This is a genomic window from Polyangiaceae bacterium (genome assembly GCA_016715885.1).
In the GTDB taxonomy this organism is placed as follows: Bacteria; Myxococcota_A; Polyangia; order Polyangiales; family Polyangiaceae; genus Polyangium.
Window position 1 is genome coordinate 144,301 of sequence record JADJXL010000015.1, and the last position, 16,966, is coordinate 161,266.

Annotated in this window: 15 protein-coding genes and 1 pseudogene; 14 read left to right on the plus strand and 2 right to left on the minus strand. The window is 59.8% G+C overall.

Translation table 11 applies throughout. The annotated features are described in order from the left end of the window. The first annotated feature begins 98 nt into the window (after nt 1-98). The 9 genes from IPM54_14095 (at nt 99) to gatB (ending at nt 9,749) form a co-directional block, all read left to right on the plus strand. Nucleotides 99-1,220: a hypothetical protein gene (locus IPM54_14095; protein MBK9260935.1), complete on the plus strand. Its 1,122-nt coding sequence runs from the start codon at nt 99-101 to the stop codon at nt 1,218-1,220. Between the two features lie 233 nt (nt 1,221-1,453). Continuing rightward, nucleotides 1,454-1,810: an NADH-quinone oxidoreductase subunit A gene (gene ndhC, locus IPM54_14100; GenBank protein ID MBK9260936.1), complete on the plus strand. Its 357-nt coding sequence runs from the start codon at nt 1,454-1,456 to the stop codon at nt 1,808-1,810. Beyond that, on the plus strand, nt 1,807-2,382 hold the full coding sequence (gene nuoB / locus IPM54_14105; GenBank protein ID MBK9260937.1) for an NADH-quinone oxidoreductase subunit NuoB: 576 nt from the start codon (nt 1,807-1,809) through the stop codon (nt 2,380-2,382). The genes ndhC and nuoB overlap by 4 nt, the downstream gene beginning before the upstream one ends. After that, nucleotides 2,379-2,969 carry an NADH-quinone oxidoreductase subunit C gene (locus tag IPM54_14110; GenBank protein MBK9260938.1) on the plus strand — a complete coding sequence of 197 codons (591 nt, stop codon included), beginning with the start codon at nt 2,379-2,381 and terminating at the stop codon, nt 2,967-2,969. Before nuoB ends, IPM54_14110 begins: the two co-directional genes overlap by 4 nt. Before the next feature lie 3 nt (nt 2,970-2,972). Continuing rightward, on the plus strand, nt 2,973-4,187 hold the full coding sequence (locus IPM54_14115; protein MBK9260939.1) for an NADH-quinone oxidoreductase subunit D: 1,215 nt from the start codon (nt 2,973-2,975) through the stop codon (nt 4,185-4,187). Between the two features lies 1 nt (nt 4,188). Then, on the plus strand, nt 4,189-5,838 hold the full coding sequence (locus IPM54_14120) for a (2Fe-2S)-binding protein (GenBank protein ID MBK9260940.1): 1,650 nt from the start codon (nt 4,189-4,191) through the stop codon (nt 5,836-5,838). After that, nucleotides 5,835-7,601: an NADH-quinone oxidoreductase subunit H gene (locus IPM54_14125; GenBank protein ID MBK9260941.1), complete on the plus strand. Its 1,767-nt coding sequence runs from the start codon at nt 5,835-5,837 to the stop codon at nt 7,599-7,601. The genes IPM54_14120 and IPM54_14125 overlap by 4 nt, the downstream gene beginning before the upstream one ends. An 11-nt stretch (nt 7,602-7,612) precedes the next feature. Continuing rightward, the gene (locus IPM54_14130; protein MBK9260942.1) at nt 7,613-8,287 is read left to right on the plus strand and encodes an NADH-quinone oxidoreductase subunit I; all 675 of its coding nucleotides are present in this window, start codon (nt 7,613-7,615) and stop codon (nt 8,285-8,287) included. Nucleotides 8,288-8,312: 25 nt separating this feature from the next. Beyond that, entirely contained in the window at nt 8,313-9,749 is a 1,437-nt protein-coding gene (gene gatB / locus IPM54_14135) for an Asp-tRNA(Asn)/Glu-tRNA(Gln) amidotransferase subunit GatB (protein MBK9260943.1), read from the plus strand. A gap of 17 nt (nt 9,750-9,766) precedes the next feature. Here the strand turns inward: gatB and IPM54_14140 are convergent, their stop codons facing one another. Next, nucleotides 9,767-10,639 (minus strand): hypothetical protein, encoded by an 873-nt coding sequence (locus IPM54_14140; GenBank protein ID MBK9260944.1) that lies wholly within the window; start codon nt 10,637-10,639, stop codon nt 9,767-9,769. Between the two features lie 55 nt (nt 10,640-10,694). Beyond that, nucleotides 10,695-13,307 (minus strand): hypothetical protein, encoded by a 2,613-nt coding sequence (locus IPM54_14145; protein MBK9260945.1) that lies wholly within the window; start codon nt 13,305-13,307, stop codon nt 10,695-10,697. A 129-nt stretch (nt 13,308-13,436) separates the two neighbouring features. Here IPM54_14145 and IPM54_14150 point away from each other — a divergent pair, with 129 nt between their 5' ends. The 5 genes and pseudogenes from IPM54_14150 (at nt 13,437) to IPM54_14170 (ending at nt 16,960) form a co-directional block, all read left to right on the plus strand. Beyond that, the gene (locus IPM54_14150) at nt 13,437-13,880 is read left to right on the plus strand and encodes a DUF4140 domain-containing protein (GenBank protein MBK9260946.1); all 444 of its coding nucleotides are present in this window, start codon (nt 13,437-13,439) and stop codon (nt 13,878-13,880) included. Nucleotides 13,881-13,907: 27 nt separating this feature from the next. After that, on the plus strand, nt 13,908-14,336 hold the full coding sequence (locus IPM54_14155; GenBank protein ID MBK9260947.1) for a hypothetical protein: 429 nt from the start codon (nt 13,908-13,910) through the stop codon (nt 14,334-14,336). Continuing rightward, nucleotides 14,333-15,355, plus strand: coding sequence for a DUF4139 domain-containing protein (locus IPM54_14160; protein MBK9260948.1), 1,023 nt, complete (start codon nt 14,333-14,335; stop codon nt 15,353-15,355). Before IPM54_14155 ends, IPM54_14160 begins: the two co-directional genes overlap by 4 nt. 65 nt (nt 15,356-15,420) lie before the next feature. Then, nucleotides 15,421-16,042: pseudogene (locus tag IPM54_14165) on the plus strand (metallophosphatase domain-containing protein). Between the two features lie 303 nt (nt 16,043-16,345). Then, a complete protein-coding gene (locus IPM54_14170; GenBank protein ID MBK9260949.1) occupies nt 16,346-16,960 on the plus strand; it encodes a type II secretion system protein in 615 nt (204 codons plus the stop codon). Nucleotides 16,961-16,966: the final 6 nt, after the last annotated feature.

Sequence of the window (16,966 nt, forward strand, 5' to 3'; positions counted from 1 at the left end):
TTGCCTTTTTGATCGGCGATTTGAAGCGTCGCGTTTTTCTCGGGGCTCGGCCGGTGACATTCGCCGCGGGTCGTGCGACCCTCCCGAATCTCCCGCTCATGGCGAAGGAACGCGTATTTTCTCTCGACGCAGTGCGCACCGACGGTTGGTTCGAGCGCATTGGCGACGGGATCGGAAGTTTTCAGGCGCTTTGCGACATCGTAGGCGAAACGTTTTTTGCCTTTTCGATGATCACCGGAGCGCGCATCACGGCGTTGACGGTTGACCGGCGCAACCCGGACAACACGCTGGTCGACTTCGTCATCGCTGCGCCCGGCGACGACGACGAAGAGACGGAAGTGCAGCGTTTGACGCTGGCCGACTTCCGTCACCGGCTCGTAGGCGCGCTCTTGACCGACGATGCGACGCCGGCGCCGCCGGATCGCGACACGGACATCGAGGCGCTGCAGCTTCACATTGGTGTTCGCTATCTGCTGCTCGCGCCGCTGTTTGGATACAGCTTGCGCAAGCTGTACGTGGATGGCCGCACCTCGCGCCTGTTGGTGCTGCGCGATGGTCTCGAGCAGACGTTCGAGCTTGGGGAATTCCGCGCGCGCATTCGAGCGCATGTGCGTGACGAGCTCGAGCGAGCAAGTGCAGGTTCGCGATCGGCGATCGATCTGACGCGCGTTGCGGAGGCCGAGGCTGCGTCGCAGCGAGGCGATTGGACGCGTGTCGTATCGCTGCTCGGCGCGTGGCCTGCTCCGCTGGCGATTTTCCTACGAACTCCGGAAGGTCAGATGCTCACGCCGGATGCGCGAGGGCTCATCGCGAAAGGCTTGGGTCTGCTCGGCACGGCGTGTGTGAAGCTGGGCGAGGAGCATCAAGGCGAGGAAGTCATGCGTCTCGCCGTGCAATACGCGCAGGACGGCGCGGCTGCGGCGGACATCTTCCGTCGGCTTGGCGAAGCGCAGCTCGAAGCCGGACGACCTGGAGAGGCGATTGGTGGGCTTCGTCGAGCGGCGAGTTTGGGCGCACCTCCAAAGGTGATTTGGCCGCTCTTGGCGAAAGCGTACGTGAAGCGTCAGCGGTTCGTGGCAGCGCTCGCGTGCGTGCGTGAGGCGCGAGCAGCGGGCGTGCCGGACATTGATCTGCTCGAGGAGATTCGGGAAATCGAGACGCGTCTCGGCACGGCGCTCACCGCGTTTCGAGGTCTTGTCTTGAGCGCGAAAGGCACCTAGCTCCAACATTTGGGGCTTCGGGTCGCCTTCGGCGCCCTGCGCCCCAAACCCCAGTCCGCCAATTGACACCGTAATCCGTCACGGCTAGATAGCCGCGGCGATTCATCCGAGATCCATCGGACTTCGCAGCAGTCACAAGCGGCTGAGCTCGGGCTCGCAATCACGAGTACGATAGGCCGTGGATCGTTTCGATCTCGAACGATTTTTTCCGCAGAGCACACCGGAGCCAACGGATGGCCACCTACGTCCCTCTCTTTTTGCTCTTCGCCATCGCGGCAGTACTCGCCGGCGTGATGTTCACCGCCACGACACTGCTCGGGCCGAAGAATCCGACGCCCGAAAAGATGATCCCGTACGAATGCGGGAGTGAAACGACCGGCGGCCGATTCGTGAAGCCGAGCGTGAAGTTTTACCTGACCGCCATTCTCTTCGTCGTTTTCGACATCGAAGCCGTGCTCATCTACCCGTGGGCCGTCGAGTTCGACTCGCTGGGTTGGGTGGGGCTTGCGTCGATGGGATCGTTCGTGGCCTTGCTCGTGGTGGCCCTCTTGTACGTCTGGAAGAAGGGAGCGCTCGAATGGGAGACATGACTGCACCGGGCACATCGGTTCGAGTTATCGAGGGCTCGGAGACGGGTTTTGCGACGACCAAGCTCGACGCGCTTTTGAACTGGGCGAAGAAGTACTCGCTTTTTCAGTACCCGTTCGTCACGGCGTGTTGCGGCATGGAGTTCATGGCGATGGCGAGCCCTCGCTTCGACATGGCTCGTTTCGGTGCCGAAGCGCCGCGTTTTTCGCCGCGCCAAGCGGACTTGCTCTGGGTTGTCGGGACAATCAGCCAGCGTCAAGCGCCGGCACTGCGGCGCATCTATGAGCAGATGGCGGACCCGAAGTGGGTGCTCGCCTTCGGCACGTGCGCTTCTTGCGGCGGGTTTTACGACAACTACACGACCGTGGCGGGCATCGACAAAATCATCCCGGTCGACGTGTACGTCCCTGGATGTCCTCCGCGCCCCGAAGCGGTCCTCGATGGGCTCATGCTCTTGCAGGACAAGATTGCGCGTGGCGATCGCGAACCGGGCATCGTCAAACCACGCCGCGATGCAGCCGTGCTCGGCGGAAACCTCGTCAAGCTCGGCAAGAAGGACAAGGCGGCCACATGAGCAAGCGAGTGCTCGAAATTCTCGGCGAAAAATTCGGGCATGACGTGCTCGAAACGCATTCGCAATTCGGCGATGACACGGCGGTGGTCAGCCCCGCACGGTGGCTCGAAATCGCGAGGTTTCTCCGCGACGATCCTCGGTGCGCGATGAACATGTTCGTCGACATCACGGCCGTGGATTACTTGGGCAGGCAGACGCAGCGATTCGAGGTGGTGATGCATCTGCGTTCGCTCGAACGTGGGCATCGCATTCGTTTGAAGGCGCGCGTCGGCGATGAAGATGGTCAAAACGCGGAGATCGATTCGGTCGTGTCCGTGTGGAAGGGCGCGAATTGGTTCGAGCGTGAAACATTCGACATGTTCGGCGTCGTCTTCCGCGGCCATCCGGATCTGCGACGAATCCTGATGTACCCCGAGTTCGTCGGGTATCCGCTGCGCAAGGATTATCCGGCGGACAAGATCCAACCGCTCATCGAGTTCCGCAAAGTACAGGACAAACTACCGCCGTTTGGCCCAGATGAAGGCATGTCGTTCGGCCGGCAGACCCACGACTATCGTCGGGACGAACCCGGCGGCGAGGCGAACTGAATCATGGAACCGCTAGATCGAGATCTCGAAGAGGGGCTACTCGAGCTGCCCAGCGAGCCGATGATGCTCAACATGGGTCCGTCGCATCCCGCGATGCACGGCACCGTGCGCATCGTGCTCGAGCTGTCCGGCGAGCAGATTCTCAAGGCCGACGTGCAGATTGGATACTTGCATCGCGGCTTCGAGAAGATGTGTGAACGCGGCACGTGGTCGCAGGTTTTCCCCTACGTCGACCGCTGCAACTACGTCTCGCCGATGCTCAACAACGTGGGCTACGCGCTCGCGGTGGAGAAGATGCTCGGCGTGACCGTCCCCGAGCGCTGCCAGTACTACCGCGTGGTCTTGGGCGAGCTCGCGCGCATCTGCGATCACATGATCTGCTCGGGCGCCATGTGCATGGAGCTCGGAGCGTTCACGCCGTTTCTCTATTACGCCCGCGCTCGCGAAAACATTTGGGACATCTTCGAGGAAGAGACGGGCGCGCGCGTCACGCACAGCTTCGGGCGAGTGGGTGGCATGGCCAATCCGCCATCGAAGTACTTCAAGGACATGGTTCGCGCGGCGGTTCCGCGCGTCCTCGCGCTCGTTGCCGAAGGCGAGAAGATGCTGCTCAAAAACCGCATTTTCCTCGACCGACTCGAAGGCGTCGGCGTGATGAAGAAGGAAGACGCGCTCGCGCTTGGATGGACGGGCATCGTGCTTCGCGCGTGCGGCGTGCCGTACGACGTGCGTAAGGCGCATCCGTACATGGTTTACGACCGTATGGATTTCGACGTGCCGGTCGGCACCACAGGCGACAACTACGATCGCTTCATGTGCCGGCAGGAAGAGATTCGGCAGGCGGCGCGCATCATCGAACAAGCATTGGCGCAGATGCCGGACGACGGACCGATCAACGTCGAGGACGCGCGCATCGTGATGCCTCCGAAGAACGAGGTGTACACGACGATCGAGGCGACGATTCAGCACTTCAAGATCGTCATGGAGGGCATCAAGGTGCCCGCGGGCGAGTGTTACTCGTACACCGAAGCAGGTAACGGCGAGCTCGGGTTTTACCTGGTCTCCGATGGAAGCGGCACGCCGTTCCGCGTGCGTATTCGACCTCCCTGCTTCGCGACGACGCAGGGACTCGAACAACTCATCAAGGGCGCAATGATTCCCGATGTCGTGCCGACGTTTGGTTCGCTCAACATGATCGGCGGGGAGTGCGATCACTGAGATGGCAACAATCAAGATCGACGGGCGCGAGATTCCCTTTGAACAAGGGGACACCATCATCCGCGCGGCTCACCGCGCCGGGATCGACATCCCGCATTACTGCTGGCATCCGGGGCTCAGCGTAGCCGCCAACTGCCGCATGTGTTTGGTCGAGGTGCTGCCGCCGCCTGGGCGTCCGGCCATGCAGCTCGACATCCTTCGTTGGGACGCCAAAAAAGGCGACTACGTCCCGGCCCGCAAGCCGAAGCTCGTTCCTGCGTGCCAGCAGGGATGCACGCCGGGCATGGAAGTCCTTTCGTCGACCAGCGAGCACGTCGAGGAGGCGCGTTCTGCCGTTCAGGAGCTACTGCTCCTGAACCATCCGGTCGATTGCCCCATCTGCGATCAAGCGGGTGAATGCCGCCTGCAAGACTACTGGCTCGAGCATCAGCGCACGGGCAAGCGGATGCAGCAGGAAGTGGTGCACAAGCCCAAGGCGGTCGTTTTTGGTCCAACGATCGTTTACGACGCCGAACGCTGCATCATCTGCACGCGTTGCGTTCGTTTCTGCGAGGAGGTCGTGCAGGACCCCGTCCTCAGCGTGCGCGAACGCGGCAACCTCAACGAGATCGTCGTTTCTCCCGGCAAACAGCTCGACCACGACTACACGCTCATGACCGAGCATGTTTGTCCCGTCGGAGCGCTCACGTCGGTCGATTTCCGCTTCAAGGCTCGCGTGTGGTTCTTGCGCAGCGCTCGCACGGTTTGTCAGGGCTGCGCGACCGGGTGCAACGCGTACCTCGATTACGATCCGCGCAACAACACGCCGTACCGTCATCGCCCGCGCGACAACGAGCACGTGAACAAGTACTGGATGTGTGACGAGGGCATGCTTTCGTACAAGCGCGCCGTCGAAAACCGCCTCACTTCGGCGCTCGTCGGTGGCGAAGACGCGACGATCGAAGACGCGCTCGACGCCGTCAAAGAGCAGCTCGCAGGGTTTGGCGATGATGCTTCACGCGTGGCCATCGTGCTGAGCGCTCAGCACTCGAACGAAGACAACTACGCGCTGCTCACGCTCACGCGAACGTTTGTCGGGGCCAAGAACCTGTACGTGTCGGGGCGGCCGCTGGGACGCGGCGACAAGATCCTCATGAGCGAGGACAAGAACCCGAACACGCGGGGCGTCATGCAGCTTGCGGGGAGCATGGCTCCGAAGCCGATCGCCGCGCTTCTCGATGCGGTGAAGGCTGGCAAGTACTCGTTCGTCATCGCGCTCGGCTCTGAGCTCGAAGTCGACGAGAAAGAAGCGCTCGGCGTTCTTTCGAAGCTGAAGGGTCTCGTCACGATCGCTTCGCACGACGGACCGCTCGTACGAGCAGCGCATGTCGCGCTGCCCGCGGCGGCGTGGGCCGAAACGGACGGTACCTACGTCAATCGGCAAGGTTTGGCGCAGCGAAGCGAACCGGCACTCAGGCCTCGCGGTGACGCTACGCCCGGCTGGGATTTGGTTACGCGCGTAGGCAAAAAGCTCGGTTACGCGATGACGTTCAAGTCGCTCTCCGATGTGCGTCGGGCGCTTTCGGCCGAGACGCGCACGGATGGCGGCGCAAATGGTGCAGCACGTACGGATGCCGATCGGGCGGCGACGAAGCCCGAGGTGAGCGCATGAATCTCGTTGAACTCGTCTTGACGGTCGGGAAAATCGCCATCGTTCTCGGGTTTTTCCTGAACCTTGCGGCGCTCGGCGTTTGGGCGGACAGGCGCCAAGGCGCGATGGTGCAGGACCGCGTCGGCCCGAACCGCGCCGTCGTGCACCTGCCGAACATGCTCGCGCGCCTCATTGTGCTGCTCCCGCCGGCGCTCTTCGGCGTCTTGTCGATCTTCCTGGCACTGGGCAACGTCACGCCACGCCTCGCGCATGAACGAGCTCTCGTGAACGTACAGCTCACGGTGCTGGTCACGTGGCTCAGCTTGCTCGTCTTGTGTGTGACGGTGCAGCGCGGAGGCGCGATCAACAAGCTCGAGGAGATGTTCGAGGACATCGATCCAAGGTCGATCTTCTTCGGCGGTCTCGGTCTGCATGCACTCGGCCTCGTCGCGATGCGTTTCGTGACGCTCGACGGCGCACCGGCCGCTGCGCGAATCACCGGGTTTGTCCTCGGCGGCGTGTTTCTCCTCGTGGGCCTCTACGCCACGTCGCGCGTTCCCGAGGGGTCGATTCCGCTTCGTTTGGCGGGCACGCTGCACGCGCTCGCAGACACCATCAAGATGATCTTCAAGGAGGACTTCGTCCCGAAGAACGCGGACAGACTCCTTCACTCGCTCGCCCCAATGATCGCCATTTTCCCGGCGATCGTGGTGACGGCGGTGCTTCCGTTCGGCAATGACCTCTGCTTTGCCGACAACGGCGACAAGGTCTTTGGATTCGCCGACTTGGGCAACCTCGTGAACGCCGTTCCCGCGAGCGGCGCATGTGCAGGCTGGCGCGTGCCGCTGCAAATCGCCGACCTCAACGTGGGCATCCTGTACATCTTCGCGATGTCCAGCACCGGCATCATCGGAGCAGCCATCGCTGGCTGGGCGAGCGACAACAAGTTCTCGCTGCTCGGCGGCCTTCGCGCATGCAGCCAGATGGTTTCGTACGAAGTCGCGATGGGTCTCGCGCTCGTTGGCTTGTTCCTCGTTTACGACAGCGTGCGTCTCGGCGACATGGCGGTTTGGCAAGGCCAGAACGCGTGGGGCGTCTTCGTGCAACCCGCCGGCTTCTTGCTGTTCCTCACGGCCCTTTGTGCTGAAACGAAACGCGTTCCGTTCGATCAGCCCGAAGGCGAGAGCGAAATCGTCGCGGGCTACTTCCTCGAGTACTCCGGCTTCAAGTGGGGCATGTTCATGGTCGGCGAATACCTCGAGATGTGTTTCGCCAGCGCGCTGCTCGTAGCTCTCTTCTTCGGCGGCTACTCGCTCCCCTTCATCCATCCGGATGGATTGCGAATCGCATTCGGTGACGCGATTCTCTACGAGTACAAGATGACCCACCTCGCGGTCACCGTGATCTCCGTGCTCGGATTCTTCGGCAAGGTCGTGCTCGTGACCTGGTTCCAAGTCTTCTTCCGCTGGACGTTGCCGCGGTTCCGCTACGACCAACTCATGAAGCTCGGCTGGACCAAGCTGTTGCCGCTCGCCATCGCGAACATGATGCTCACTGCGGTGGTGGTTCTCGCGGCACGTAGCGCGGGCCCTGCGGTTGCTTCGTGGCTGAAGATTCTTGCGGACCTTTCGCAAGCGCTCATTGCAGTTCTGACGCTCGCCGGGTTCGTCGCACTGGTGGTCGGCTTGCTCGAGCCTGTCGAGCGCAAGAAGTTCCTCGCGTCGTCGGCAGCGCGGTTTGCCGCTGCGATGGGTGGGGTCAAGGCCGAACCGCGGCAGGCATGAAGGATCGGATCATGATCAAACGCACTGCTCAAACCACGTGGACCAAGCCGGCTGGTGGGCCTGTCACGGGCAAACCCATCGCACGACCGAATCGCACGGCCGAAGTCCAAGCGTACTTCCCGGAGTTTGTCCGGGGCTTGGCGGTCTCCATGCGCCACTTCTTCAAAAACACGAAGGAGATGATGCTCGGACAAAAGCCCGATCCGGTGCTCGAATCGCTGGAAGAAGGCGTCACGACGATCTGCTATCCGGAAGAACGACGCCCGTATCCCGAGCGTTTCCGCGGCATCCATCGTTTGACGCTGCGCGATGACGGCTCACCGCGTTGCGTTGCGTGCTTGTGCTGCTCGACGGCATGTCCTGCGCAGTGCATCAGCATCGAGGCGGCCGAGTACCCGCCGGGGGACTCCAAGCGCGGTTACGAGCGGTATCCAAAGACGTTCGTGATCGACGAGCTGCGCTGCATCTTCTGCGGCTTCTGCGTCGAAGCATGCCCATGCGACGCCATCCGCATGGACACGGGCATTCACGCCGTCCCGTACGACTCGCGCGATCAGTTCATCTATCGCAAGGACCTCCTCATGGAGTTCTCGGGTCGCGATGGCAGCCGCAAGTCCGCGAATCCGCGTCACGAGCCGGGCGATCCGACGCATCCGGGTCTTTCGCGCGATCACATGGAACACTGACCCACCTTTTGTCATCCTCAGCCCGATGAACGCCACAGGCGAATACGAGTCGGTCATCGGGCTCGAGGTTCACGCGCAACTGCTCACGCGCACGAAGGCGTTTTGCGGTTGCGCCACGAGTTTCGGCGACCCTCCCAATACGCATTGTTGTCCGGTTTGTCTGGGCCTTCCAGGCGCGCTTCCCGTTCTGAATGCCGAGGTCGCGCGGATGGCATCCGTCGCGGGTTTGGCGCTCGGGTGCACGATCCAAAACAAAAGCGTATTTTCGCGAAAAAACTATTTTTATCCGGATTTACCAAAAGGGTATCAGATCACCCAATACGACTTGCCGATATGCCTCGACGGGGGGCTCGACATCGACGTTGGCGGACAAACCAAACGCGTCCGTATTCGTCGGATTCATATCGAGGAAGACGCGGGCAAGAGCAATCACGGCATCGGTCATGAATCGGTCGTCGACTTGAATCGAGCGGGCACGCCGCTCATTGAAATCGTAAGCGATCCCGATTTGAGTTCGGGTGCCGAAGCGGCCGAGTATTTGAAGCGACTGCGAGAGATACTGATGTTCACGGGCGTGAACGACGGGAACCTCGAGCAGGGCAGTTTTCGCTGTGATGCGAACGTTTCGGTGCGCAAGCGTGGGGCGAAGGAGCTTGGGACGCGGGTCGAGCTGAAGAACATCAATTCATTTCGGTTCGTGGCCGAAGCGATTGATGGCGAGGCGCGGCGGCAGATCAACCAGCTCGAACGCGGGGATCGAATTCGTCAGCAGACGCGCGGGTACAATGCGGAGAAAAAAGAGACGTACGTTTTGCGCGACAAGGAGAGCGAATCCGATTATCGGTATTTTCCCGAACCGGACTTACCGCCGCTCGTCTTGGATGATGCCTACATAACGAGTGTTCGCAATGGTTTGCCCGCGCTACCTGCAGAAAAGCGGCGCGAATGGATTGAAAAGCTGGGGTTGACGCCGTATGCAGCAGGCGTATTGACGGGTCATCCTGGCATAACGAAATTCTTCGACGACGCGCGGGCGCTTTATGGGGATGCCTTGAAGCTATCGAACTTCGTGCAAAGCGAAGTTTTACGCGACGCAACGACGACGGGGCTCGAAGCGCGATTTCCGGTGACGCCATTTCAAGTGGCGGAGATCTTGCGATTGGTCGATGCCGGGACGATCAGTGGCAAACAGGCGAAGGAGCTTTACGCCGCGGTCGTGAATACGGATCGGGCACCCGAAGACGTGGTGCGCGAGCGTAAAATGGCGGTGATTGGGGACGAGGCTGCCATTGAATCGATTGCGAAATCGGTATTGGACGCGAATCCGAAGCAAGTGGCGGCATATCGGTCGGGGAAAACGGCGCTGCTCGGGTTTTTCGTCGGGCAAATCATGAAGCAGACGAAGGGGAGCGCGGATCCAGCGGTGGTGAATGCGGTGCTTTCGCGATTGCTGACGGCGTGACGTGGGACTTCGTCCCGTCACTCGCCCTGACAATTCTTCAGCGTGAGCATGGGGTGTTTCCTGCACACGAGCTTCATGCCGAATGCGGGGGGACAATCTGCATCCGATTCGCATACCGGCGTCGCATTTCCCATATCGCATACTCCGCAAAATGCGCCCATGACACCAGCGCAACATTGCCGCCCTTTTTCGCAATCCGACTTCTTGGTGCACGGTTGATTTCGGCAACACGTTTTTCCCTGCATTCGCGCGGTGTTTTCATCGCCCTCGTCAACGCACTCCACGCATTGCTTTGCATCGAGCGGCGATGCAGCGCCCTCGAATACGCCGACGATGACGGGTTTGGCGGATCCTCGCGGCCACCTTACGACCAATTTGTGGCTCTTGTCCGTCCATGAAAACACAGCCTCCACGTCGGTTCCTTCAACGAATGGCAAAACGACGCTCGTCACGCCGCCCGCTGCATACATGTAACGATCCGCGCCCGCCCCTCGCGTCACCGACACCGTCGTCGGTATGCCTCCGGTGTCGTTTTTTCCGCGGCAAGACACACGAAGCCATTCACGTACCATTTTTGTTTCGCAGCCAAGCGCGGACGACCCCTTGACTGTGACTTCTTTCACCGATGCCCATTCCGACAATGTCGGCACGGTGGAACGCCCTGGGGCTGCCGCTACCGCTTCCGTTTTGGCGGCCGCCGTCGTATTCGGTTGAGCCGCTTGGCCCTGCGTCGTACCTACGGCAGGGCTCTTCGCAGGATCCGCCGTCGGAACGGGCGCCGTCCGCGCGTTCTCTTCGTTATTCTTCTTGTCGAGCACATTGCAGCCCCCCAAGAGCACGCTGCACGTTGCCATTGCGAATACCAGCGCACCATCGTTCATTCGTTTCATCACTCAACCTCCCTTATCTTCGACCCAACCGTTCGATCTCGTCGAATTCGGTTTTTCACTGCCTCGCATACCGCACATCCGAATTGTTCGGATCATCGTACGCAAGGTGCACGCGACCTTTCGCATCGATCGCAATAGCATTTGTGCCGCTCACATTCGAAAATTTGTCCACCGTTTGAAACACCCACCCCATGACCGTCTTGCGACCATAACGCACAGATTTTGCCGTAAAGTCGCTGAAGACTACGTGCGGCGTGCCTTCCGCATCGAGGTTCAATCCGGGCGCGTACCCGACGTCGTCTTGCGCCAGCACCAATTCGATGACCCATTGCGTACCGTCCCACCAAGCGTACTTCAGGTCATTCGTGAATGCCGCGTCGTAATACAAGATATGCGGCCTCCCCATGGCGTCGATCACGATGCTCGTGTCGTTCGCCGAGCTTGCCGGATCAATCGTTTCGATCTTCCACGTATTGCCGTCGAAGGTGGCGTACTTCAAATCCTTGGCGTCGAAATCGAGGTACGCGATGTGCGGATGATTCTGCGCATCGAGCGCCATGGATCCAAAGCGTCCCACGTCACCCGTCGAATCGACCGTCTCGATGTCCCATGCAGCGCCCGCCCATCGCGCATATTTCAGATCGCTGTTCGTCGAATCGAAGTAGCTGATGTGCGTGTCATCGTTTTTGTCGATGGCCATTGAATTGAACGCTCCGACACTGCCCATCGAATCCACGGTATCGACGTTCCAGGTCGCTCCATCGAACGAGGCGAGCTTCAGGTCGCCATTGGTGATATCCCAATAGCTGATGCGCGGCCTGTCATTGCCGTCCATCGCCAAGGATTGATATCCCGCGCTGCCCGTCGTCACGGTTTCTCGCGTCCACTTCGTCCCATTCCAACGTGCAAATCGGAGCCGCCCGGGGCTGCCCGTCGTATCGTTATAACTGATGACTGGCTCATTGGCTTTGTTCACGGCAAGCGCCAGGCTCGTACCCACGACACCTGCTCCCGCAACGAGCTCGGGACAGAATCCACCAGAGCACGGCGTGCACGCCGCAAAACGCATTTTCAAGCCCATGTTGTCGTCCACGAGCAAAAAGAGGCGCCCCACGTCATCGGTATTTCCGACGGCTGTGCCGCTCACGCCCGTCGATATGGCTCGCCTCAGCCAGCCGTCGTCTTCGGCGAGCGACCATTGAGGAACGACAGAACCCCCGGTAGCATACGCTTCACTCGTCAAACGTGCGCGGTTTTTCGCGTCCACCCATACTCGTAGGTTGTCGGCAGCCCAGCCGCTCGCATTCGAATGCGAAATAGGTGTCGTCCACGTGCCCGCAATCCGACGACTCAGGTAGAGCGTATCGCTGCCATTGGCTTCGCCAGCACCCCAAGCAAGATAGATCGTTCCTTCGGCGTCCGCAGCCACGCCAATTTGAGGATGATGGTTGAACGCCGTGCTCAAAAGCTGTTTTGCCCCCGGCACGACCGATTCTTTCCAAACCCCGCCCTCTTTCACCGCAATTTTGGGCACGTCACCATAAGCCAATATCACGCCCATCGCCTTGTGCAGCGACATCACCGGCGCTTCGAGCCCATACACGAAAAAAGGAAGCGTTTCCGTCGTCCACGCGCCCGCAAGACTTCGCTGCATGACGAATGCGGAATTGTTGACGCGCCCCACGGCATACATGATCCCCGCTTCGTCCGATGCAATGTCGAACGTCGTCACGAATGTCGAAGGCGTAGAATCCGCCGCGCTCGTGGGAACCGGCACGAGCTCTTCGGTCCAGGTTGATCCCGACTTCGTCGCAAGCCACACCTGCTGCACGGCATTGCCTCCCGCGGGCACATGCGTGCGCATGTATGCAACCGCGGGGGCGCCACACGCGCCCATGACGAGATGCGCGCGCGACACTCCGGCCATTGGTTGTGCCGAAGCATTCGCCACCGTCTCGACGACCCACGCGCCCGAACGATTGCTTGCATATTCAATGTGCACCGGCTCGACTCGATTCGTATAGGCCGCATGAACGTATCCCGCTGGGTCGACGACGATGCGAGCATTCGAAATTCCTTTGACTGCCGTCGAAATCGATTCCTCGATGAACGTATACGGTTCGAATCCTGCCGGACAACGAGCAATCGGCGTAGGATTGCATGTAAAGCACGTGTCGATGCACGCGCCATTGCACAATTTGTCCCCCGCATTGCATTGAGCACCGCAGGACGACCCATTGCACGTTGCCATGCCGCCCGGAATCGACGGACAAGGTTCACACGCGTCACCGCACGTTTCGAGCGACGAATTGGGCTCGCATACGAGGCCGCAAACATGCTGACCCACGGGACAAACCCCATTCCCCGCACCTCCGCCGGCGCCCCCGCTTCCACCCATTCCTGCATCGCCCCCGGCCCCGCCAGTCGCCATGCCGCCCATTCCGCCAGCACCGCCCGACGCCATTCCGCCCATGCCTCCAGCGCCGCCCGATGCCATCCCGCCCATTCCACCAGTGCCACCTGCACCGCCGTTCGAAGAACCACCTTCTCCGCCGCCACTGCTGCTGCCGGAAGTGCTCGACGTTCCGCTCGTCGGGGGTTCGGCAGGACAACCAATCAAAAGTGCCGTGAAAAGGACCAAAGGTGCACGGTGACTCGAGCGCATCATGAACAACGAGACCCCGAAACAATCGGGGCGTCAAGGTGAAGCTGCGTGAGGGTATGGCGGATCGCTCGATATCAAATCGATCTCCTCTAGATCTTTTCCCCCGGTCGCACGTACATTGGGGCTCGCCGTATGAAAACGCCCCTCGATCCGAAAATCGTCACCGTCGTCCTCGCACTCGCCGCGCATACAGGATGCGCTGGAAACGCCGCTACCACGCAAGCCAGACCGGTCGCTCCTCCATCCGCAACACCCGCCGTGTTCACGCTCGCGGCCAGCGTCGCAGACAAGTCCGAAGATCCTGCCGACAAAGGCATCGCATCACGCATTACCAAGGTCACGGTGTATTCCGACCGCGCGCTCGTGACCCGCGAAGCCTCGGTGGCGCTCACGACGGCGCCCACGGTCGTCCATTTCACGAAATTGCCTGGTTGGGTCGACGAGGGTTCGGTTCGAGCTGCGACGAGCAGCGGAAAAATCATCGATGTCACCGTGGAGCGCCGATTTTTGGCTCGATCGACGGACGAGGGTTTCCGCAAGGTCGAATTCAAGCACAATGAGATGCTTCGAAGCTGAAGGCGCTCGACGACGAGCCTCGAAATTTTGACAGCGCAGCAGAGTCATGTCGAATCGATTCGCGTCTTTTCGACCGAAAAATTATCGCAAGATGCCGTGATGCACGACATCAAAGTCGATACGTACGGTCAAGTCGTCGATTACGTCACGGGTACGTTGCGCAAAACTGCTGCTGCGCGCCGTGACATTCAGGCGCAACGCGAACAGCTCGTCCCGGAAGTCGAAGCGAGCGCCCGCAATCTCGAAGAATTGAGTCGCTTGACGAAATTGGAGGAAACGACGATCGCGGTGACGGTGCAAGGCTCCGCGGCTGGAAATGCCAATTTGACGCTCACGTATGCCACGCCGGGCGCGACGTGGGAGCCCATGCACGAATTACGCGCAGCCGCAAGCGACCCGGATTCGGTCGAACTGAGCCTATTTGCGGTCGTCACGCAAACCACGGGCGAAGATTGACACACGCCGAATTATCGTTTTCCACGCAATCGTCATCGGATAGCGAACGAATTCCCGAGCTGGAAATGTTGGCGCTTGGAAAAACACATGAAACGACGCGGAGCATCACGCGTCAAATTACGTCGTTCAGCAGCGCGCAAAAGAAGTTCGACGAGCAAAATCGACATTGGAATCGGATGAACCAAGCGTCTTCGCAAAAAATTTCCGAAATCCAGCAATTCGAGCAGTCGTATACGAACAATCTACAGATGCTCGAACGTGTGCAAAGCAAGACGGTGGCGATTTTTCAGGGCTTGCAGACGCGCGGCACGACGGCACATTTCACGGCAAAAGACCCGGCCATCGTGCGATCGGATGGCCGTTCGATCAGGCTGCGCATCGGGTCGAGCCGCATCAAGGCACAACGACAAATCATCGCGGCCCCGGAAGAATCGCTCAATGCTGCAATCACATTGAATCTCAACAACAAGACGAACCAGCCTCTTTTACCGGGAAGTGTCGGTCGTTATCAAGATGGCGCATTTCTCGGCATGACCGACATAGATTTCGTCGCAAAAGACGAAGACTTTTCGGTCTTCTTCAGCGTCGCCGATCAGGTCAAACTCACCCGCGAGCTCGACAAAGCCCAAAGCGCGCTCGTGCGAAAAGAGCGCAACAGCATGAAGCTCTCCTTCGTGACGACGGCGAAAAACCTCTCCGATCGCAAAGTCACGCTCGTTCTTGCCGAACGGATACCGGTCTCCGAAAACACCGACATTCGCGTGAGCAACGTAAGAATTGCTCCCAATGAAAAACCGGACGTCAAGGGAATCGTGCGCTGGACCATTACGCTCGAGCCTCGCGAACAGCGCGAATTTCGCATTTCGTACCAAGTCGAATACCCACCGACACTCGTGCTCGACGTGCGTCGCAAACAAATGCGAGCGCCTGCGCCAAGCCCAGCGAGCCCGGCATCCAGACCGGCGCCGAGAAAAATGGACTTCGAAGAGCGGCTCATCGACATCGAATCGCAATTCTGAACGCGTCCGTACGCGGCCGCATTCGGCGCTGGCTTTCGAAGACTGAATCGTGTCATGCTCCTCGCATGCGACTCGTCCTTCTCAGCGACACCCACCGGATGCACGACCGAATCGTCATTCCTCCCGGAGACATTCTCGTTCATGCTGGCGACTTTTGCGGGCACGGTACGCGTGAACAGGCGCGCGCGTTTGCAGCGTTTTTGCACGCATTGCCTCATCGACACAAAGTCGTCATTGCCGGAAATCACGATCGCTGTTTGGAGCTCGAACCTGCGTTGGGCCGCGAGCTCTTCGCGAAGTGTCATTACTTGTTCGACAGTGGAGTTGAAATCGAGGGCCTGCGCTTTTTGGGGTTCGCCCTGGCAACCCTGGTTCCTCGATTGGGCGTTCAATCGGTAACGCGGCCCGGCCCTACGCGCCAAGTGGGATTTGATTCCCGCAGGCATCGACGTGCTCGTCACGCATGGCCCACCACGCGGCATTCTCGATCGCACGTATTCGGGTGAATGCGTCGGATGTGACGATTTGCTCGCCGCCGTGCACCGAGTTCGTCCGAAGCTTCATGTTTTCGGGCATATTCATGAAGGTTATGGCGAGCATGAGGAAGCGGGCACGCGATTCGTGAATGCAAGCATATGCACCTTGAGTTACGCTCCGACAAACCCACCCATCGTGATCGATCTATGAAGGATTGATGGCACCGCCACAGGCCCGCCCTCGAGACATTGACGCGATCGCGCCGTTGATGAAACATTCCAATGCCGCAACACCGCGAAATTGTTTTTTATGCTACATCCACATGGCCGCAAATTGTCACTTTGCATCAATCCGAGTGACAACTCTCGTCCCGCGTGCGCAAGATTTCGACGACGCCTCGCGCACATAGTACCGAAAATATCGGCTGCAGCTCCGCATTCACCGCACTTGTCAAAATATGGAACGGATCCTGCTTCCGCCAGTTGGATGACGTTTTACCGGGGGATTGGATGAATGCGCTCGTTCACCCACCATGACCGCCGCCGCGGGTTCACGCTCGTCGAGCTCATGATTGTTGTCGCCATCATTGGCGTTCTCGCAGCTCTCGCCATTTTCGGCATCAGTCGATACTTGCAAAGTGCAAAATCAGCCGAAGCGAAACAGACCGTCGGACGCATTGCTCGATCGGCCGCGGAATCGTACATGCGAGAAACCGTGAGCTCGGAAATCATACCGCTTGGCAACAACTCGACGACGACGGTTCACCAGTTGTGCGACGACGCTATCCCCGTACCGGCGATCGTTCCCGCTGCGAAGAAGTACGTGCCGAACAATGCAACAGGATCGGACTTCGCTACGGGCACGGGCACCAAGGGTTGGTTGTGTCTCCGGTTCGAATTGCACGACCCAACGTACTTTCAATACGATTACCAGCGCGATTCGACGTCCTATTGCGGCACCTATGGCTGCGCCGCAGCAGGCCAGACGCCCAATTTCGAGGCTGCGGCGATTGGTGATTTGGACGGCGACGGGAATTTTTCAGCCTTCATCTTGAATGGCGAAATCGACGCCGCCAGCGCGCAGCTCAATCGAGCTACGGTCGTTCACATCGCGAACGAAGGCGAATGATTGACT